At 44.0% G+C, this 20,274-nt stretch carries 17 protein-coding genes and 1 riboswitch; of the genes, 7 read left to right on the plus strand and 10 right to left on the minus strand.

All coding sequences use genetic code 11. The features are described from left to right. Positions 1–62 precede the first annotated feature (62 nt). On the plus strand, positions 63–731 hold the full coding sequence (locus tag JOC33_RS04900; protein WP_205091324.1) for a hypothetical protein: 669 nt from the start codon (positions 63–65) through the stop codon (positions 729–731). Between the two features lie 26 nt (positions 732–757). Here the strand turns inward: JOC33_RS04900 and JOC33_RS04905 are convergent, their stop codons facing one another. Both JOC33_RS04905 and JOC33_RS04910 read right to left on the minus strand, forming a co-directional pair. Then, complete coding sequence (locus JOC33_RS04905; protein WP_205091326.1) at positions 758–1,663, minus strand: endonuclease I family protein; 906 nt, start codon at positions 1,661–1,663, stop codon at positions 758–760. A 36-nt stretch (positions 1,664–1,699) separates the two neighbouring features. Beyond that, positions 1,700–2,950 (minus strand): vWA domain-containing protein, encoded by a 1,251-nt coding sequence (locus JOC33_RS04910; protein WP_205091328.1) that lies wholly within the window; start codon positions 2,948–2,950, stop codon positions 1,700–1,702. A 274-nt stretch (positions 2,951–3,224) separates the two neighbouring features. On the opposite strand from JOC33_RS04910, the gene desA reads away from it, so the two are divergent. The 3 genes from desA (at position 3,225) to JOC33_RS04925 (ending at position 6,109) form a co-directional block, all read left to right on the plus strand. Next, on the plus strand, positions 3,225–4,280 hold the full coding sequence (desA, locus tag JOC33_RS04915; RefSeq protein WP_205091329.1) for a Delta(5) desaturase DesA: 1,056 nt from the start codon (positions 3,225–3,227) through the stop codon (positions 4,278–4,280). A 96-nt stretch (positions 4,281–4,376) separates the two neighbouring features. Next, positions 4,377–5,513 (plus strand): sensor histidine kinase, encoded by a 1,137-nt coding sequence (locus tag JOC33_RS04920; RefSeq protein ID WP_205091330.1) that lies wholly within the window; start codon positions 4,377–4,379, stop codon positions 5,511–5,513. Then, the gene (locus tag JOC33_RS04925; protein ID WP_205091331.1) at positions 5,510–6,109 is read left to right on the plus strand and encodes a response regulator; all 600 of its coding nucleotides are present in this window, start codon (positions 5,510–5,512) and stop codon (positions 6,107–6,109) included. The genes JOC33_RS04920 and JOC33_RS04925 overlap by 4 nt, the downstream gene beginning before the upstream one ends. 253 nt (positions 6,110–6,362) lie before the next feature. Here the strand turns inward: JOC33_RS04925 and JOC33_RS04930 are convergent, their stop codons facing one another. The 3 genes from JOC33_RS04930 to JOC33_RS04940 form a co-directional block, all read right to left on the minus strand. After that, on the minus strand, positions 6,363–6,899 hold the full coding sequence (locus JOC33_RS04930) for a DUF4352 domain-containing protein (protein WP_205091332.1): 537 nt from the start codon (positions 6,897–6,899) through the stop codon (positions 6,363–6,365). 33 nt (positions 6,900–6,932) lie between these two features. Beyond that, positions 6,933–7,286: a DUF4064 domain-containing protein gene (locus JOC33_RS04935; protein ID WP_205091333.1), complete on the minus strand. Its 354-nt coding sequence runs from the start codon at positions 7,284–7,286 to the stop codon at positions 6,933–6,935. Positions 7,287–7,397: 111 nt separating this feature from the next. Continuing rightward, positions 7,398–8,396 carry a helix-turn-helix transcriptional regulator gene (locus tag JOC33_RS04940; protein WP_205091334.1) on the minus strand — a complete coding sequence of 333 codons (999 nt, stop codon included), beginning with the start codon at positions 8,394–8,396 and terminating at the stop codon, positions 7,398–7,400. A 162-nt stretch (positions 8,397–8,558) separates the two neighbouring features. Between JOC33_RS04940 and JOC33_RS04945 the strand changes: the two genes are divergently transcribed. Then, the gene (locus tag JOC33_RS04945; RefSeq protein ID WP_205091336.1) at positions 8,559–8,882 is read left to right on the plus strand and encodes a YrhK family protein; all 324 of its coding nucleotides are present in this window, start codon (positions 8,559–8,561) and stop codon (positions 8,880–8,882) included. A gap of 64 nt (positions 8,883–8,946) precedes the next feature. Here the strand turns inward: JOC33_RS04945 and metH are convergent, their stop codons facing one another. The 4 genes from metH to JOC33_RS04965 form a co-directional block, all read right to left on the minus strand. Beyond that, on the minus strand, positions 8,947–12,399 hold the full coding sequence (gene metH, locus JOC33_RS04950) for a methionine synthase (protein WP_205091338.1): 3,453 nt from the start codon (positions 12,397–12,399) through the stop codon (positions 8,947–8,949). Continuing rightward, positions 12,380–14,239: a bifunctional homocysteine S-methyltransferase/methylenetetrahydrofolate reductase gene (locus tag JOC33_RS04955; protein WP_205091339.1), complete on the minus strand. Its 1,860-nt coding sequence runs from the start codon at positions 14,237–14,239 to the stop codon at positions 12,380–12,382. The genes metH and JOC33_RS04955 overlap by 20 nt, the downstream gene beginning before the upstream one ends. A 10-nt stretch (positions 14,240–14,249) precedes the next feature. After that, positions 14,250–15,431: a cystathionine beta-lyase gene (gene metC, locus JOC33_RS04960; protein ID WP_205091340.1), complete on the minus strand. Its 1,182-nt coding sequence runs from the start codon at positions 15,429–15,431 to the stop codon at positions 14,250–14,252. A gap of 103 nt (positions 15,432–15,534) precedes the next feature. Then, positions 15,535–15,647: riboswitch (SAM riboswitch) on the minus strand. Between the two features lie 191 nt (positions 15,648–15,838). Further along, on the minus strand, positions 15,839–17,071 hold the full coding sequence (locus JOC33_RS04965; RefSeq protein WP_338054472.1) for a molybdopterin-dependent oxidoreductase: 1,233 nt from the start codon (positions 17,069–17,071) through the stop codon (positions 15,839–15,841). 155 nt (positions 17,072–17,226) lie between these two features. Here JOC33_RS04965 and JOC33_RS04970 point away from each other — a divergent pair, with 155 nt between their 5' ends. Both JOC33_RS04970 and JOC33_RS04975 read left to right on the plus strand, forming a co-directional pair. Further along, on the plus strand, positions 17,227–17,583 hold the full coding sequence (locus JOC33_RS04970) for a hypothetical protein (RefSeq protein WP_205091342.1): 357 nt from the start codon (positions 17,227–17,229) through the stop codon (positions 17,581–17,583). A 136-nt stretch (positions 17,584–17,719) separates the two neighbouring features. Then, positions 17,720–18,778 (plus strand): hypothetical protein, encoded by a 1,059-nt coding sequence (locus JOC33_RS04975; RefSeq protein WP_205091343.1) that lies wholly within the window; start codon positions 17,720–17,722, stop codon positions 18,776–18,778. Between the two features lie 223 nt (positions 18,779–19,001). On the opposite strand, the gene JOC33_RS04980 is transcribed toward JOC33_RS04975, so the two are convergent. Beyond that, positions 19,002–20,138 carry a 5-methyltetrahydropteroyltriglutamate--homocysteine S-methyltransferase gene (locus JOC33_RS04980; protein WP_205091344.1) on the minus strand — a complete coding sequence of 379 codons (1,137 nt, stop codon included), beginning with the start codon at positions 20,136–20,138 and terminating at the stop codon, positions 19,002–19,004. Positions 20,139–20,274 lie beyond the last annotated feature (136 nt).

Consider the following 20,274-nt stretch of genomic DNA (forward strand, 5'->3'; position numbering starts at 1 on the left):
AAAGGAAGGCAGGCTCTTGTTATAATGGCTACCATCTACTAACTCAACTGGGGGCGATCGTGATGACAAATATAAAGGTAGGTCTTGCAGGAATTGGTAAGTTAGGCAGCGCAATGATTAAGCTTTGGGAGAAGACGAACACTCCAATTGGAATTTATCACCCATCTCGCGAACGAATCACTACATTCATAGACTCACATCCCAACTGCTTTCCTATTGAAATAAAAGAATGTGATTATCTCTTCCTGGCTATCCCGGCGAATTGTATTTACCCATTCATGACGGAAATCTTGTCCTACCAGGAGATACCCTATGATACTATCTTCATAAACATGGCAACTTCGTTAAATACAGATGAACTGAAAAAAGCTTATCCAGATCTTAATATCCAAGGATTAAAGTTTATGGGTCACGCTGCAGACCTGCGTACAAATGGCAATGGACTGTTTCTTTCCGAAGAAGAATTCACGAAAGATTTCATGAAATTCTTTAACCCTATCGGAAAAATTGAAAAAGGCAGCGAAGGAATGGTGACTCACGTCAACAAACTTGCTACCTATCAAGCTGTCAAAGCATCGATTGAACTTGAGAAGGCATTTAAAGAACAGAAACTTCCAGACAGATACAAGGAAAGAGCTTTATCTTCTCTGTTCCCCGAGGTCGTCAAGGCTTACAGTAAAGGGCAGCTTGGGCATTTTGCAGAAGATATACTCAAAGAATTAAAAGATTAGTAATGTTTCACGTGGAACATTTTGGATTAACAACCTTCAATCCTTTTCAAAACTATCATCTTTTTGGGAAAGTCAATATATGGATTTCTATTGCCTTGTATTTCCTGAATAGCACGATTACGGTGAAATTCATAAATGTCAGGAGGGTAGGCTTCATGCCATTTAAATAAAAGACCGACATCTATTTTTTGCCTGTATCGTGCTTCCATTTCCCCTGGGTATCTTAGTAAAAAATAAAGCATTGCCCTGGCTACTGTGCCCTTTGCATATTCGGGTTCAAAAAAGTTGTTTTCGGCTTTACCACACTGCTTTTCAATACGCTGCATATTCACTTCTTTGCCTTGGTAACCATGAAAGTCATGGTAGGGATAATTACTTCTGATTGAGTTACATACTGGCTCGCAGGTAAAAAGGTGATGGATGTCTCCTCGCATCGGTTCCTGTTCATTAAACCAGGACTGGGGTACAGCATGCTCACAGTTATATTTCATCATTTCCTTAATCGCTTCTACACTGCTATTATTTAATTCCTCTATCTGCAAAAGCTGTTCCCTGCGCTTTAAAGAAACTTGATGGTCTTCCCAGATAACTTCTTCTGCGTCCCTTACCCTGCCTGAATAAACACTCTTAAGCTTCCCATCAGAGCGTAGATCCACCCACGGATAAACATATTCGCTCGGGTCATAACGCACCTGATGGGAATGGGTTTCTTTTAAAAGCCTTGTCAGTGTATGACGTAACGCTCCTGCGCTAGAATTACTAAAATCAATTCCCTGATAATAGCGTTCGGCTTCAAGACGATCCTTTTCCTTGTCATAATAGGCTAGTTTGTTATTCTCTATAACTTTTTTCTTACTTACCAATTTCGAATGAATGGAATGAACCCGCTCGCTGTCAGTGGTCACTGGAAGAAGCCTTTCCTCTGAAACCATAGCTGCCCTCCTTTTTGCAGAGCACAATTCCTACATTCAGCTCCGTTTTTTCCGTTTCATCTGCCGATATTTCTCAGCATGCAGCGTTTTTCTGGTCTGTTTTGAATAATCAAAGTCAGCGAGTTTTTCAAGAATGGATTCCGATTCTTCCAAAAGCTCCTCATCTCCAAGTTCATTTGCACGGTTTTGCAAATTTATAGCGCTGCTATATAATAGATTCTTTCCTTTTTCGATATTTCCTTCATCGAAAAGGAGAATAGCTTTCTCCAGGATTTGAGCCGATTTAGTAATTTCCACTTGGTGATCTACCATCTTGTTGCTGGCTTTGGATAACTTTTCAATGTCAGAGGTATAGTGAATGGGGACTTCATTTTGAAAATTGTAGTGATTTAATCCATCCGTCACATCCACAAAGGAACATTCTATATGGAAAATATTGTTAATTCCCTCGCCATGGGGTGGAATCTTACACTCGAGCAGGAGTGATTTCGTTTCCTCAGCATAAATATCACCTAACCGCACTTCTATTCCTGCTTCGGATTCTTTCGGTTCATAGCCATAAACACGATCAACCACTACTCCTTCTGCCGGCTTGATCGTCAGAGATAGATTCTGGGCAACCACCGAAAGCAGCCCTTCCAGTTCCTCCGCAAATATATCCGGGATTTTTTCTACTTTATCTATGAAATGAAAGTTCCCTTTACCAGCATCAGCGATTCCTTCCATTAATTCTTCATCAAAATGTTTACTGACACCCATCGTGGTAATGATTGTACCTGCAGTATTATATTCTTCAGCCAATTTTTTCAACCTTTCATAAGAAGTAATTCCCACATTCGCCAGACCATCAGAAAGCAGGATAACACGATTGACATAGTTTTCTGTCGCCTGTTTCATGATGTTTTGGCTACCGGCCATTAATCCTCCACTTAAATTTGTCATCCCCCTTGTTGCTATGGAATCAACCTTGTTTTTAAGAAAATCCTTGTTAGTTACATGCTGTGGTGGAAATACCGTTTCTACCTGGTCATCAAAAATAACGACATTCATCACATCCTGCCCAGATAACTGGTTGATTACAAACTTGCTTGCTTCTTTACAATATTGGAGCGGTTTTCCGGACATAGAGCCGCTTCGATCAAGGACAAGAGATAAGTTAATAGGAAAACGGTTAAGTTTTTTGGCCTTGGCGGCTTTAAACTCGAACAATACAAATACAGATTCCTTCCCATTAGTCGGTACATAAGGATATTGATGGGAATAAGAAAAAGTGACATTTCCACTCATATAACAACACTCCCCTAAATGATTGGTATCTTAAGCGTATCATCATTTGGTCGTAGACCCTCCCTAAAAACAGGCAGGGTTCGTGTGCACGACCATAATATCCACATATCGGATATTATGGATTTTTCTGTTTCTCCACCCATGATAAATATCATGGGTCCTACCTGACGTTTATGTCTTACAACCATGACATTTTTTTTCTATCATTAAGAAAGAAATTAAATTGCGAGAAATTTTTTATCAAAAAAGTCTGTAATGATAAGGAGTTAACAATATGAGCGCAAACAAACAAGCACAACTGAGAAAAAATGTTGCTGCGTTCGCCAAGCCTGATACAGTTGCTGGCGTCCGACAGCTCTTAAACACGCTGATCCCATTTTTCATGATCTGGTTTATTGCTTATCAAAGCCTTGCCATCTCCGTATGGCTTGCGCTTCCACTAGCTGCTATAGCTGGTGGTTTCGTTGTCCGGATTTTCATCATCTTCCACGATTGCACCCACCAATCCTTTTTCAAAAATAATAAATGGAACCGTGTCGTCGGGAATATTACAGGTGTTCTCACCCTATTCCCTTTCGAGAAATGGAAAAGAGAGCATTCCATCCATCACGCTACCAGCGGTAACCTGGATAAACGCGGTACCGGTGATATTTGGGTAATGACCGTCGAGGAATACAGAAAAGCTTCCATTTGGCAGCGTGTGGCGTATCGATTATACCGTAATCCAATTTTAATGTTCGGCTTCGGTCCACTATACCTGTTTTTCTTTACAAACCGTCACAACCGTAAAGATGCTAAGAAAAAGGAACGAAGAAATACCCACCTTACCAACCTGGCAATTGTGATTATTTACAGTCTGATGATCTGGCTGATCGGGTGGAAAGCATTTCTTCTCATTCAAGGTCCAGTCCTCTATATTTCTGGCATGCTAGGTATCTGGCTGTTCTATGTACAGCATCAATTTGAAGATTCTTATTTTGAGGAAGAAGACGAATGGGACTTTGTCAAAGCTGCTGTCGATGGGAGTTCTTTTTACAAGCTTCCGAAAGTGCTGCAGTGGATTTCCGGCAGTATCGGGTACCATCATGTTCACCATCTAAGCCCGAAAGTACCAAACTACCACCTGGAAAAAGCCCATGAGTCCACACCGCCGCTGGAAAAAGCAACTACGATCACTCTTTCTACCAGCCTTGAATCAATTCGCTTCCGTCTTTATGATGAGAAGAATAAAAAGTTTGTCAGCTTTAAAGAAGTAAAACATTTATTGAAAGAGCCAAAGAAGACAACAGCAAAAATAGCTCATAAAAGTCCGAGCTTCCAGCAGAAATGATTTTTACAGCCTAAACACCCTTCCGTTAAGCATGGAAGGGTGTTTTCCTGTAAAATATACATATAATGAAACAGGACAAATAAGAAGGAGTGCCTTATGCAGAACTGGTATCACATCGTCCCAAAGAATACAGGCCTTAGCATCTATATATGGATCATCTTTTGCGGCCTGCCCTTTTTTTTCATATTTAGATCGTCATCGATTCGAGATATAATCCTGGGCGTTATCATGGTGCTGTTGTTTTTCCTTGCCTATCGTCTGTCATTCATTTCCGACAGCAAGATGGTCTATGTGTGGGTGGGTATCGAGATGACAATAAGTATCGTGATGACCATTCTGTTTGGATACATTTATTTCTCTTTGTTTCTCGCATTCTTTATCGGCAATTTCAAAAACAGATTAGGATTCATCATCTTGTACATCATTCACCTTGTGAGCACAGTAACAACGATCACCTTTGTATTTATCGAAAAATATAATGAACTTTTCCCACAATTACCGTTTATCATCATCAGTGTTCTTGGCGTCATTTTACTTCCTTTTACCATTTACTTCCGTAATAAACGGATTCTGCTCGAAGGCCAGCTTGAGGATGCAAATAAGCGTATCTCTCAGCTGCGGGTTATTGAAGAGCGGGAGCGGATTGCCCGTGATTTACACGATACACTTGGACAAAAACTTTCTTTGATTGGCCTGAAAAGTGACTTGGCGAAAAAATTGATAGATGCAAAGCCAGAAAAAGCAAAATCAGAAGTTCAGGATATTCACCAAACGGCCCGGCATGCGTTAAAAGAGGTGCGTGAAATGGTATCAAGTATGAAAGGCGCTAAATTAGAGGATGAAATCATCCGGGTCAAACAGCTCCTTGAGGCTGCTGGTATTGCCTTTCATTTGGAAGGTGATGCAAGTCTGAATCATTCACCTCCTCTCATAGAAAACGTCATCAGCATGAGTTTGAAAGAAGCAATAACCAACGTTGTAAAACATAGCAAGGCGGAAACATGCTGGGTTAGCATCGAACAGACAAGAGAAGAAACCCATATTACAATTAGAGACGATGGAATAGGAATCTCAAATAAAGTGAAAACCGAACAAAGACATGGGCTTCAAGGTATGAGAGAACGACTTGAATTCGTCAACGGCACCCTGGAAATTGAGTCATCGAACGGAACAACCCTGCATATTAGAGTTCCGAATGTTATCCAACAATCCAAACAGGAGGGATTAACGTGATTCGCATTATCATTGCTGAAGATCAAGGAATGCTGTTAGGTGCGCTTGGCTCCCTGCTGGATTTAGAAGAAGATATGGAAGTAATCGGTAAAGCTAAGAACGGAGAAGAAGCAGTTAACCTTGTTCATGAGAACAGCCCTGATATTTGTATCATGGATATAGAAATGCCGATGAAAAGCGGACTGGAAGCTGCAGAGGAACTAAAAGATCACCCTTGCAAGGTTATCATCCTGACGACCTTTGCAAGATCAGGCTATTTTGAGCGGGCACAAAAAGCTGGAGTAAGAGGTTATTTGCTGAAGGACAGCCCTAGCGAGGACCTGGCAAATTCCATTCGTACCATTATGGACGGCCAGCGTGTCTTTGCGCCGGAACTGGTCGACATGGCTTACGGTGATGAAAACCCGCTGACGGAGCGGGAGAAACAAGTCATCCAGCTGATGGCTGATGGAAAAAACACAAAAGAAATTTCCAAACAGCTGTACATCACACCCGGAACTGTTCGTAACTATATTTCTGTCATTCTCGATAAACTGGAAGTCGGCAACCGTATAGAAGCCATTTCCCGTTTCAAAGAAAAAGGCTGGTTTAAATGACGAATCCATTAACGCCGGACCATCAACTATGCCTCTAGTACCCTGGAGGCAATCCATTTTGGATAACTAGGGTACTTTCTTTTTTTTGCCACAGAAAGGATCGGCTTAAGACCTCGAGGAGGTAGGCGCTGGAACTGGAAGAATACTGCCCTACGGGATATTTATAGTTTTTAAAAAGCCTGCTGATACAGCAGACTTTTGACTAACATGCGACTTCAATTTTTTGCTTTTCTTATTATTCTATTAATCTATCTTATTTTTTAATCTGGTTCTTTTCTATTTTCCAAATTGCCTGCCCATTCGTGAATGGATCGTCAAAAATAAACTCATAGTATTCCGATTCGGTAACATCAAAAACTATTTCGCCTTTCATACTGCGCCCGGCCCCAAGTTCTCCATCAAGACTTCCTTTCCCATCAGCTGCAATAGCCTGGTCTTGCTGGTAACCGTCACTTGTCATCAGACTCATATTCATAATCGTTGAAATGGCAGCTGATTTTTCACCGGTATTTTCTATATTCAATTCAACTGCCAGAAACTTATCGTTTTCTGCCGTAAAAAACTCATCGCCTGGCAGCACCCTGGCAGAGGTCAAGGTAATGTTCAGTTTATCAAAGCTTACCGTGTCTCCCAGCGTGAAGGACTCCTTTGTTTTTTCTTCCTTTTTATCTGCTGTTTCTGTTTCAGCCGGTTCTTTTCCATCCACTTTTTCTACAGAACTTTCCGTTGCGCACCCACTCATCAGGATGGCTGCAAATAAAGTTAACCCTATTGTTTTTATCCATTTCATGATTTTTTCTTCCCTTCTAAAGAGATTACCACTTTAAGCACTTAATTGGGCTTTAGCTGTTTTATCTTTTCTTACGACACCCATGATACCTGCGATGCCGATTAACACGGCTGGAATCAGATAAAACATGGAAATACTGATAAGACCTCCAACAGCTGCAATGATCAGCATGATTCCGCCTGCTTTCGCTTTGTTCCGTACGACAACTGCACCTACTACTGCCAATATGGAAAACAGGAATGCCATCCAGCCTAATCCACTGATTTCACTAGTACCAGTACTGTTTAATGCTGCATCAAGACCACCTAGAAAAAGTGCCATGATAGCTCCAATAAAACCAAATATTCCACCAATAAGACCTAAAACAAATTCTGCTGTCCTGTTCATAAATTTACCAACCTCCTGGTTTGTTAATGTAAATAAATCGTATCACCCCATAAAAAGGAGACCTTTACAAAAAAATGCAAAGGTCTCCCGCTAATTTCCAGGTAAGATTTATTAATGATAGAGATGATAAATTTTTTCAGCTTCCTGCTTCATACGCTCTCTCAGTTCCTCCGGAGCAAGAACTTCAGCACTTTCCCCCCATGTCAGCAGCCAGCCGACGAGGCCATCGCTGATAACGGCTTTTGTTTTAATTGAAAAATAACCGTCATCCCCTGCTTTGATAGGAATGTTTTTACCAAAACGATCAATGATGACATTGATCAGTTTGTCGGCAAATTTGATTTCAATCCATTGTTCCTTTCCGGTAAACATGTGGAATAGCTGATGTGTATATTTAGATATATCAAAGTCTTCTTTTTGCACAAACTTTTCATCTGTCACATTTAACTTGACCATACGATCAACACGGAAATGACGAAGTTCTTCATGTTCCCGGGACCAGCCGATCAGATAATAATAATCTCTGTTCCATACCAGGGCATAGGGATGCAGCCCGTAAACCTTCCCGCCCCTGCTTAACAGAAATTCTTTGTGGATATTATACCGTCCGTATTGAAATTGTATCGCCTTTCGATCATTGATGGCATTATGTAAATCATAAATGATGTACTTCACCATATTGGACTGGCTGTGGGAGGTTTCATTGTCCATATGAATCTGATTTTCCAACTTTTCCGCCAGATGCATGCTGGTCAACTGTTTGATTTTATCGATCAACTTAGCTTTTTCCGATTTGGTAATGAAACGCGCCGAAATTACTGCATCACTTAACAGGCGAAGCTCCTGAATTTCGAACAGTCGGTTTTGATAACTGTAATACTTTGGCTTCCCATTCATTTCCTGATTGACGATCAGATCGATCACTTCAGACTCTTCAAATATAAGCAGGTCATCCTTGATCAAACGTTTATTGAAATCATATTGCTGGTCAAATTCATCATGTAGTAAATCGACAATTTCATTTAGGGTTAATTCATTATCTTCATCGGTATACTTTTCTAAAAGGCTTTTCAATACAAGTACCCGTTCTCTTGTTGAAAGCTTGCTCATTTCCTGACCCCCATCAGCGAAAATATACTTCATTACTTTTTTTCGATGTTTTTCATTATTTTCCTGCCATATGAGGGTAATAATGATGCATGACCGAGGTTATAGGTTTCGTAACCCGGTAAAGCGTTTATAAGTATATTGTAACGAATAGGAGGGATCACAATGGGCCGTTCGGATAACCAACAGTCAAATGCTTCCATTAACGAACAGACCCGAGAAGAATACGTTGAGGAAAGAATGAAAGATCATTCTAATTTTTATAAAGAAATATATCATAATTTATATACCATTAATGACTTCACCTTAGGATTATGGTTCTTTATCGGCAGTATTTTCTTTTATTTTGAGCCTTTGAAGCACTGGGGAGTCACTTTATTCGTAGTGGCAAGTTTCCAGTTCATACTGAAACCTACCATACGTCTGGTACACGAGTTCAAAGCAAAAGAACATTACAAAAACCAATACGATGAACAGCAACATTCTTAGCAAACAAAAAACTTCCCCAGGACAACCAAATAATGGTTCTCCCGGGGAAGAACTGTGAGTCTTTCTAATGCACATTAAAGTACCTTGCTTCAGGGTGTGCGAAGACGATGGCGCTGACGGATGCTTCCGGCTCCATCATACACTCTTCGGTCAGCTCCACCCCGATGTCTTCCGGCTTAATAAGTTCAAACAGCTTCTTTTGGTCCTCCAGTTCCGGGCAGGCAGGATACCCGAAGGAAAAGCGCTGTCCTTGATATTTAGCAGAAAAACGGTTCTGCATCGTGAAATCTACCGGATCTGGGAAGCCCCATTTATCCCGCATCAGCTGATGTACCTGTTCAGCGAGACCTTCCGCAGTCTCGAGAGCCAGTGCCTGAAGTGCGTGGCTTTCCAGATAATCCCCTTTCTCTTTCAATTCCACTGAACGCTGGCGGATTCCCTTTCCGGCTGTCACGGCAAAAAACCCTACATAATCCATTTCATCACTGGAGACCGGGCGGAGATAATCAGCAAGACAAAGGAATGGTTCCCGGTATTGACGCGGAAACTGAAAGCGCCGGATGATCGTCTTTTTATCTTCCGGGTCATACACAATTACATCATCCCCATCCGACTGGGCAGGAAAGAATTGATACATAGCTGATGGCTGTATCCAATTTTCTTTTTCAGCTTTCTGCAATAAATCATCGACGACTTGCTGTAAATGAAGAGCCTTTTCATTGTTTTCAGCAAGCAATCTGGATACTTTACCTTTCAGTCCAAGGTGATGGCCGATCAACATCTGCTGATTGATATACGGCTTGATGCGATTCACGGAGTAGTCCCTTAAAATATGGCGTTTTAGATCATGTGGAACATAGACCTGTACTTCCTGGGAAACTGCAGATTTTGGTTTAACTGCTACTGCAGCACCTCCTTGAGAAGATGTCCGCTCTGAAACACGTCTTTCCGCTTTTGCCTGTTTTTCTTTTAATTCCTCTAACAGTACAGTACGTTCTGTTTTATCACTGAGACGATTCGTCAGGGAAAGCCCATCCATGGCATCCTTTGCGTAGAAAACCGGTCCGTCGTATTGTGCGGAAATTTTTGTATCGGTAAATTTTCGTGAAAGTGCCGCTCCGCCAACAAGTATCGGAATCGATATCTGCTGCTGCTTCAGATCCTGTGCGGTCAAAACCATCTGCTGGGCGGATTTAACCAGCAGGCCGGATAATCCGATATAATCAGGGTTTTCTTTCTCTACTTGTTTGATCAGATCCGGCGGTGTCACCTTGATGCCAAGGTCGACAACTTCAAACCCGTTGTTACTCAAAATAATTTCAACGAGATTTTTACCGATGTCGTGAACATCACCTTTAACTGTTGCTAGCAGCACCTTTCCTTTTTTATTGGAAGAATCCTGCTTTTCCATATGGGGTTCAAGGAAAGCGACAGAAGCTTTCATCACTTCCGCACTCTGCAGTACTTCAGCAACAATCAGCTGGTTATCATTAAACAGGCGTCCTACCTCTGCCATCCCTTCCATAAGTGGCCCGTTGATGATTTTCAAAGGAGTGGGGTATTCTTCCAGCGCCTTCTCTAAATCAGGAATCAACCCTTCCTTTGTTCCCTCGACAACGTAATAGGCGAGCCTTTCTGCAAGTGACATGGTGGAAGTCGGAGCACTCACTTCTCTTTTCTTACCACGGTAAAAAGCAGTAAAATCAGCAAGTGACTCATCGCTTGTCGTAAACAGTAATTTATTCGCAAGGGCAATTTCATCCTCCGAAATGGATGCGTACCGCTCCAGTTTTTCAGTATTGACGATCGCATAATCCAGCCCTGCTTTCGTACAGTGATACAAGTAAACAGCATTGAGCACTTCCCTTCCGACCGGAGGAAGGCCGAAAGACACGTTACTGACCCCAAGAACAGTCTGGCATTCTGGGAGATGTTCTTTGATCAGACGGATTCCTTCAATGGTAGCTTCCGCAGACCCGATATACTGCTCATCCCCTGTTCCGACCGGGAATACAAGCGGGTCAAAAATGATGTCAGCCGGATTCATCCCATATTTTTCAACGAGAAGATCACGTGAGCGGACGGCAATTTCCAATTTCCGTTCTGCGGTCACAGCCATTCCTTCCTCGTCAATCGTACCGACGACAACGGCCGCGCCATAGCGATGGACCAGTGGGATGATCTCTTCAAACCGTTCTTCGCCGTCTTCCAGGTTGATGGAATTGATGATCGCTTTACCCTGGGAGTACGTAAGTGCTTTTTCAATTACTTCTGTATCCGTAGAATCGATAACCAAAGGAACTTTCACCTTATTGACCACATATTTCATGAATGCTTCCATATCCTCTACCTCATCACGGTCAGGATTGGCAAGGCAAATGTCTATGACCTGAGCACCTTTTTTCACCTGGGCTCTCGCAATTTCTGACGCTTCTTCAAACTTTCCTTCGATGATCAGCCGCTTGAATTTTCGCGAACCGATGACGTTAGTACGCTCCCCTATTAAAATAGGCCGGCTGCTATCATCTTCGTAAATCAATGGTTCAATTCCGGAAACAGCATGGGGATGCGATTCAGGTGCAGTGCGCGGTTCTTTCCCTATTACCTTGTCAGCAATCGCTTTGATATGGGCAGGAGTAGTACCGCAGCAGCCCCCTACTACATTCAGCCAACCCTTATCAATGAATCCGGAAATCTTGGCGGCCAATGATTCCGGAGTTTCGTGGTAGTTGCCTTCTTCATCAGGTAAGCCGGCGTTTGGATAACAGCTGACAGCGGTCGTTGCCAAGTCTGACAGGGAACGAACGTGATCACGCATGAATTCAGGCCCCGTGGCACAGTTCAACCCGACTACTGTAGGCTTCATATGCTCTAAAGAAAGATAGAAAGCCTCAATGCTCTGTCCGGCAAGCGTTGTTCCCATCGGCTCGATTGTTCCGGAAATCATGAGCGGCACCCGCTCGCCATGCTCCTCGACAGCCCTGCTGATGCCAAGGTAAGCTGCCTTTACGTTAAGCATATCCTGAGAAGTCTCGAGCAGCAGGATGTCAACTCCGCCTTTGATCAGTCCTTTTGCCTGTTCATGGTAGGACTCTACCAGTTTTTCGAAAGTAGTGCCGCCGGTTACAGACAATGTTTTGGTTGTCGGTCCCATCGCCCCAGCCACAAATCGCGGGTGTTCTGCCGATGAATACCGCTCTGCTGCTTTTTTTGCGATTTCAGCTGCTTTTTCATTTATCTCTGCAGCAAGATAACCAAGCTCATATTCATCAAGTACGATGTCCGTTGCGCCGAACGTATTGGTCTCAATGATATCCGCACCTGCTTCCAGATAATCGGCATGCATAGATTCGATCAATTCAGGAGATGTGAGCACAAGATACTCATTACAGCCATCATAGGCTTCCCCACCAAAATCCTCCGGTGACAGATTCGCCTGCTGGATCAATGTTCCCATGGCACCGTCCATGACCAGAATTCTGTTTTTCAGCTGTTGTTCAAATGATGTGAATGCCATCAGAAACCTTCCTTTCCTGTGATTGCTCTTTTTCCTTGATATAATTCGTCAATTCTACAGTCATTTCATATTGCAAAAACGGTGTAATTAAGTAGATGCCATTAAAGAGGTCAAATGCGACATCGATCAAAGCCTTGGCAATTGCGATACCCTCTTCCCGCGAACGCTGTTTGTCTCCGTTATAGTGTTCCATCCTTTGCCTGATTTCCGGAGAAAGCTCGATTCCGGGAACCTCGTTATGCAAGAATTCAGCATTCCGCGAGCTGGTCAACGGCATGACGCCAATATAGATGGGAGCAGGTACATGTTTGGTAGCTTCATAGACTCTGAGAAGCTGTTCCTCGCTATATACTGGCTGACTGATGAAGTAATCCGCCCCATAGGTGATCTTTTTTTCCAGCCGTTTGACGGCACGGTCGAGATTTCGGACGTTCGGGTTAAAAGCTGCCGCAACAGAAAAGCTCGTATTCTGCCCCAGTGACTTCCCTGAAAACGAGATGCCTTTGTTGAATTGCTTGATATAATAGATCAAGTCAAACGACGATAGGTCATACACAGAAGTTGCCCCTGGGAAGTCCCCGATCTTCGTCGGATCCCCTGTAATGGCGAGCACCTGGTTGATACCAAGTGTATGAAGGCCCATCAAATGTGACTGCAGCCCGATCAGGTTGCGGTCCCGGCACGCGATGTGGACAAGCGGACGGATATCGAATTTCTGCTTGATCAGGGAGGCCATCGCTGTGTTACTGATCCTTGGAGATGCGAGAGAGTTATCAGCAAGCGTGACAGAATCAACCCCCGCCTCCTTCAAAGCCTGGGCTCCTTCCAGGTAGCGGTTAATATTCAGGCGTTTCGGCGGGTCAAGCTCGACAATCACTGAATTTTGCCGCTTTGCGATTTCAAATAAATGAGGCTCCCGCTCCTGTTCTTCTTCGACTATGGCTGTTTCAGGTGTTTTCACCTTCACTTCCTTTGTCCTGATCGGTCCCAGCCCTTTCACTGCATCAGCGATAGCCTTGATATGTTCTGGAGTTGTGCCGCAGCAGCCGCCAATCAAGCGGGCACCCTGGGCGTGCAGAGAGTTTGCGCTTTTATGAAAATAGGCAGGATCCGTACGGTAAACAAGACGCCCATCCTGAAATTCCGGCAAGCTGGAATTAGGGTACGCAGACAGGACAGCTTTTTCAGGAAGTGGGACATCCTCAAGAGCTTCGATCATATGATAAGGACCTAGCCGGCAGTTGACGCCAATCACGTCGGCACCTGCTTCTTCCAGTAGAGATAATGCTTTCGTCAGAGGTGTTCCGTCCTGAAGGACACCTGGCTCATGCATCGAAACCTGGGCGATAATCGGCAGGTCGGTTGCCTTCCGGGCGATTTCTATAACCGCGAGCAGCTCTTCTAAATCGTAATAGGTTTCAAACAAGATACCATCCACTTCCTCAAACAGCATACAATACAGCTGTTCCCGGAAGCTGCGCTTTATTTCGACCAGAGCAGGTGTCTGTTTTTTAAAGCCTCTAATTCCACCTATTGTGCCGACAACGTAAGCATTCTCCCCAGCTGCCTGCTTGGCAAGTTTTACGGCAGCCGCGTTGATTTCTTTCACCTGGTCCTCCAGTTCATAACGGGACAATTTGAAATAGTTGGCACCGTAAGTGTTTGTCTGGATTACCTCAGCGCCTGCACTGACATAAGCCCGGTGAATGTCCAGTACTTTTTCCGGATGGGACAGATTAAGCTCTTCAAAGCATTGGTCGACGCCATACGAATATAGCAGTGTCCCCATTGCCCCGTCCCCTATTAAAGTTCTATTCTGTAATGCTTCATTCAGTCTCACGGTCAACCTCCTATTCAACCGCCAGCTTGTGGCGGACCTCGTGAATTTTTTCAAGTGCCTGATTGAAATCACCTATCAGGTCATCAGGATTTTCCAGTCCGACTGATAATCGCAGGAGCCCATCGGTGATTCCCCGCTTCAGCCGCTCTTCTATAGGCATGGAGGCATGAGACATCTTTGCAGGATAAGACAGAATGGACTCCACTGCCCCCAGGCTGACGGCAAAGACAGGAATTTTCACATTTTCAACAAACTGACGAACCGCGTCCCCATCCTTCAAACGGAAAGACAGGACAGCACCCGGCCCTTGCGCTTGATAAGCATGAGTGGAATGGCCGGGATGACAGGTGAAACCAGGGAAATACACTTCTTCAACGGAAGGATGCTTTTTCAAAAATTCCGCTATCTGACGGGCGGATTGGGATGATTGGGTAAGCCTGCAATGTAAAGTTTTCAAGCCCCTCAGTACAAGCCAGGAATCGTGTGCGCCAAGAATGGATCCGAACGCATTTTGTAAAAAGGCAAGTCTGTCACCGAGTTCCTTATCTTTTGCCACTGCAAGCCCGGCAACGACATCGCTATGACCGGCAATAAATTTGGTAGCACTGTGAAGGACCAGGTCTGCACCGAGTTCAAGCGGCCGTTGTAAGGCAGGTGTCATGAAGGTGTTATCGACGAAAGTCAGGCATCCATGTGCTCTTGCAAGTTGTACCACTCCCCTGATATCGGTAATCTTCAGGTGAGGATTCGATGGTGTTTCCACGTAAAGAACCTTTGTATTCGACTGAATGGAGGTAGCTACCTGTTCAAGATCAGTCATGTCGACGAAGGTATGCTCGATTCCAAAACGTCCGAGAACTTCACTGACCAGGCGGAAGGTTCCTCCATAGACGTCTTCAGAAATCAGGACGTGATCTCCTTTGGAAAGCAGTGTGAAAGCTGTTGAAATTGCCGCCATTCCTGACGCAAAAGCAAGCCCTCTTGCCCCATTTTCGAGTTCTGCGATTGTATCCTCCAACGCTTCACGGGTCGGATTGCCGGAGCGGCTGTAATCATATTTTCCCGGCTGGTCAAAATCATGCTGGTGGAAGGTAGATGCCTGCTGGATCGGTACGCTGACCGCTCCGTTCTGCCCATCAACCTTGTGGCTATTGTCAAGCAATCGTGTTTGAAAAGTACGCTGTTCAGTCATTTTTAATTCCTCCTTATGATTTTCACTCGGGCAGATGTAAGGAAGCTTATTTAAAAATAAAAAAAGCCTTCTAAGAAGAAGACTTTTGAGCTTTCAAGTTTTCTTCTCATCTGCCAAGCCGCCTATAGACAGCTTGCTGGATTTAGCACCAATCTGGTCGAACCAGTGGTTGCTGAGGCTTCATCGGGCCAGTCCCTCTACCTCTCTTGATAAGAATCAGCGATATAGAATTGTGTTTTAGGAAAATCTTTCTCCCCAATTTACACTACTTGTTTATATTTTACAAGACATTTTTTAAAAAAGAACAAATTTTTAGAAAACTGTTGGATTGATCACCCCGGGAGAACCAGTTTCTGGATGTCCCGGGGTGCCTCTCCTGTCAAAAACTGGTTCTCCCGGGGTGGGTTTTATATTTTCACCCAGGCGTTTTTTTTGTAGCCTCGTTTTTCCCAGTATCCTGTATGGGGTTCAGCGATCAATTCGATTCGGTTCAGCCATTTAACGGATTTATAGGCATACATTTCCGGGACGATCAGCCGGACCGGTCCGCCGTTTCGATTCTCGATCAGCTTCCCATCTATCAGCAGGGCGACCATCACTTCATCCATCATAGCCTGTTCCAGAGTCAGGGAATCCGTATACACACCATCCTGGGAATAAAACTTTACATACTTCGCTTTAGGATGCACATTTGCCTTACTCAGAATATCCTTCAATTTAATTCCTTCCCAGGTTACCTTGTACACACTCCACCCGGTGACACAATGGAAGTCAGAAACCTGCACTTCCCTCTTCAACTGTAAAAACTGCTCCCAATTCCACTCTTTTGGATGATTGACAAGTCCATCTACTTGAAAGGAAAAATTGGCTTCTGTAACCTGCGGCATTTTTGTAACCGTGTAATAGCGGAACTCTCCTTCCCTTCCTCCGCCAATCGGAGGCTTTGAGTCAGGCAAAGGTTGAGGTAAAGGTGAGAATGCCTTTGTCAGGGGAAGTTCAGAAGAGTTGTTCAAAGTAGCAAGACCCAAATGGGGCTTCAGCCATTGATAAATAAATGGCGTCATCCCGATCGCAATCGCTCCGCCGGTTCCCTTTCTTAGCAGCGTCCTGCGATCCATCATCGGATTGTTATCTTCAATGACGTACCTTTTTTCCTGATCCTTCTGTAGTCGGCGCTTTTCCATTTCCTTGAACCATTGGGATCGGGTGATGCTGTGGTAAAGAAGATACGGGACACCGAGGTACGTAAAAACATCATGAATGAACAGAGCAGCAGAACTCATTTCCGGACCAATCTCCCTATGGTAGGTCAGTGCAATTCCGGAAACCATCAGCATCACTAATATAAAAAGGACCACATATAAGTTTCGTTGATTATTTTTTCGTTTTCGCAAAGTTTGTAAATGCTTTACCATTTTTGGGGTATACACTACCAGAGGCAGGATGCTCACGAATCCGATCCAAATATGGATGTCCTTCACCCAAATTCGGCCTTGAGGAAACCATTGGCGGAAATCAGTCGACAAAAGGACAAAGCCAGTGACCGCGAGTATAACGAACAGGACTGCATTCCAATGATGCAGCTGCTTCAGCTTTTGGCCAAACTTCCGCTGCTTTTTATAAAATACTTCCTTGTCCACTCTGCATCCTCCTCGTTTATATCGAGTACTTTTATTAAGCATACCACGGAAGAATGGCTTAACCCGAGAAGCAATGTGCCACTACTGCAGGAATAAGCATAAAAGTTCCGTGTATTTCAAAAAATAGAAACAACTCGAGGAAGGAGTGTGTCCCTGTGACAAGTTTATTGGTAAAAGCAGTAATCATCCCAGCGATATTAATTTTCGCGATGTATTTTTCCAAACATATCAATTATGGATCTCTTTGGCAGGCAATTATCGTATCAGCAGTGTTGATTGCTGTTGGATTAGCAACGGAATATTTTCTGCTGCAGGAAAAAACATTCAAGCTCAGTGTTGCGCTTGATTTCATCACGACTTTCCTTATTCTTTGGGGATCATCCAAATTATTTGAAGGGGCTTCCGTTACCCTAATTGGAGCCGCGGGACTTACGATTATCTTTGGTATCAATGAGTATTTGCTGCACCGGCACTTGATCGGCAGTGGAAAAGCAGCGAAGACATCTGCTTAGAAAAGGAGCTCTCGGGCTCCTTTTCCTATGTCCAGGAGATACCTTTTTATAGAGACACTCACCCATATCCCATCCCCGCATAACGTATTACACAGGGAGAAACAGGACTCATGAACTGATAGGGGAGCGTGTTAAAGTGGAAGGGAAACAATTTCATTATTTTGCAGGGGACCACACGGCAAAAGGGTTTTATCCATTATATGAATCCAATTTCCAGGGACTGGACCGTCTGATAAGGCTGACAGGGACATCAGGCTACATGAAGTCAGATTTACTGCAGAAGATAGCCGCATTAGGGGAAGCGAAAGGTCATGAAATGGAAATCATCCATAGTTCCTCCGATAATAATGCATTGGATGGGGTCATACTGCCGAGCTTGAAGCTTGGCATGTATAATGGAGACGTTTATGGAGGTGCGGGGGAAGAGTTCAACCTCGATAAAGCTTTAGAACAAGAAGTCCTGCAAGATCAGGAAGATGCGATTTTAAGTTTGAAGGAAAAAATGGAAAGTGAGTACTTGTCTGCACACGCTTCCTTTGCCACAGGGCTGCACATCCATGACGGCCTTGAGGAAATCTACATTAATCAGATGGACTTTTCCAAAGCGGATCAGACAGCAAATGAGTTGATTGACAGATTCTTTGGAGATACGAAAGCTTTGGAAAAAAAGTCGACTGTAAAACACCGATATTTTGGTGCTTCCACCCCGGAAGGAGTAGTCGATTATATCCCTAATCTTACCGAAGAACTTCACAAGCGATATTTTATCAAAGGCCGTGCCGGAACAGGAAAGTCTACACTGCTGAAGAAAATGGCATCCGCTGCTGAGGAGCTTGGTCTGGATGTAGAAGTGTACCATTGCGGGTTTGATCCGGAAAGCCTTGATATGATCATTGTCCGGGAATTGAGCTTCTGTATTTTTGATAGTACCGATCCTCATGAATATTTCCCCGAAACGTCAAGAGATGAAATCATCGACCTCTACCTCAAAACGGTAACGCCGGGAACCGATGAAAAATACGCAACAGCCATTATGGAGTTGAATCGCAGCTATAAGTCCTATATGAAAGAAGGTATCCGGACGCTGCAGGAAGCCAATAGCCTGAATAAAGAGCTGGAAACCATGTATGCGGAAGCGATGGATCAGGCAAAATTTGCAGCGCTATTTGACAGCTTAAAAAAGGAACTGGATTAGACGCAAGCTGTGAACTAGGTACAGAATAAAAAATTTAATACAAAGGAAAATCCGAACAATGATTGTACAAATTGTTCGGATTTTCCTTTGTTCAATAATCTCACCGCTTCGTCCCTATCCTTCACTTTCCTTGAACATGGCTTCAGCCCGTGCTGTTCCCATAGGAGTCTGCGGACATGGACTACGCTCTAGAACTGATGTAGACTCTTTATTTTATTGTTCATCATTCGTCTGCTTTATTAGATTTGTCCAAGCCCCAGACTTCTTCAGCAATTTCCATGACATGCCTGATTTTTGCCCATTGTTCTTCCTCGGTTAAATCATTGCCTTCCTCGGTCGATGCAAAACCGCACTGAGGGCTGAGACAAAGCTGATTAAGCGGGACATATTCACTAGCTTCTGCAATCCTCTCTTTGATCCGTTCCTTATCCTCGAGCTCTGGTGTTTTCGTTGTGATCAAGCCAAGGACCAGCTGGAGGTCATCTCTATTGACGAAGCGAAGCGGCTCGAAACCGCCGGAACGTTCATCATCGTATTCGAGGAACAAGCCATCTACGTGCAGTTCCCCAAAAATTGCTTCCGACACGGCATCATAGCTCCCGGAAGCAGAGTAAGTCGAACGGTAATTCCCTCGGCAGATGTGCATGGTGATGACCATATCCTCCGGCCGTTCTCTAATGGAGTCATTGACTGCTTTTACGAATAGGCTGCGCAATTTCTCAGGATCCTGCCCCCTATCCTGAATTTTCTGAAGGCCCTCTTCTGAGAAGAAACCTGCCCATGACGTGTCATCAAGCTGCAAGTACCGGCATCCAAGATCATAAAATGCCTGTATTGCCTGACGATAGGCACGGGTAAGATCATGGACCAACTCCTCTTCCGTCTGGTAGATCGTCTGATCAATTTCTCCTCGAAACAGCAGCATGTTCGGGCTTGGGATTGTGAATTTAGCGGTGTGTTCCTTGCCAACTAATTCTTGTAAGAATCGAAAATGGTCAAGCATCGGATGATCGCCGAAACCGACTTTATTTACGACCCGGACAGCGTAGGGTTTTGTTTCAACACCTTTGAACTGAATACCTTTTTCCGGCTGATAACCTTCTACCCCTTCAAGACCTTCTAGAAAATCAAAGTGCCACCAGGCTCTGCGGAAGTCTCCATCGGTGATCGTTTTTAGCCCAGCTTCCTTTTGCTTTTCCACCAATCTTGTGATTTCCTCATCTTCTATTTTTCGCAGCTGCTCATCGGAAATAATACCGTTCGCTTTTTGCTCCCGAGCCTCCTTCAAACGTGCCGGTCGCAGGAAGCTGCCAACCTGGTCCCCTTTGAATGGCGCATGTATTGTTTTGAGTGTTGTCATATTGTCCGCTCCTTTCCGTTGTTGATATCCAATTCTCCCTGAGAATTTCCATATTAGAAAAACTTGGCGACACGCCAAGTCCTTATGGCGAAAGCCTTAGTTTTACTTATACTTAACCCTTTAACAAAGTTAAACT

Origin of the sequence: Thalassobacillus pellis, from assembly GCF_016908295.1 — a bacterium.
Taxonomy (GTDB): Bacteria; Bacillota; Bacilli; order Bacillales; family Halobacillaceae; genus Thalassobacillus; species Thalassobacillus pellis.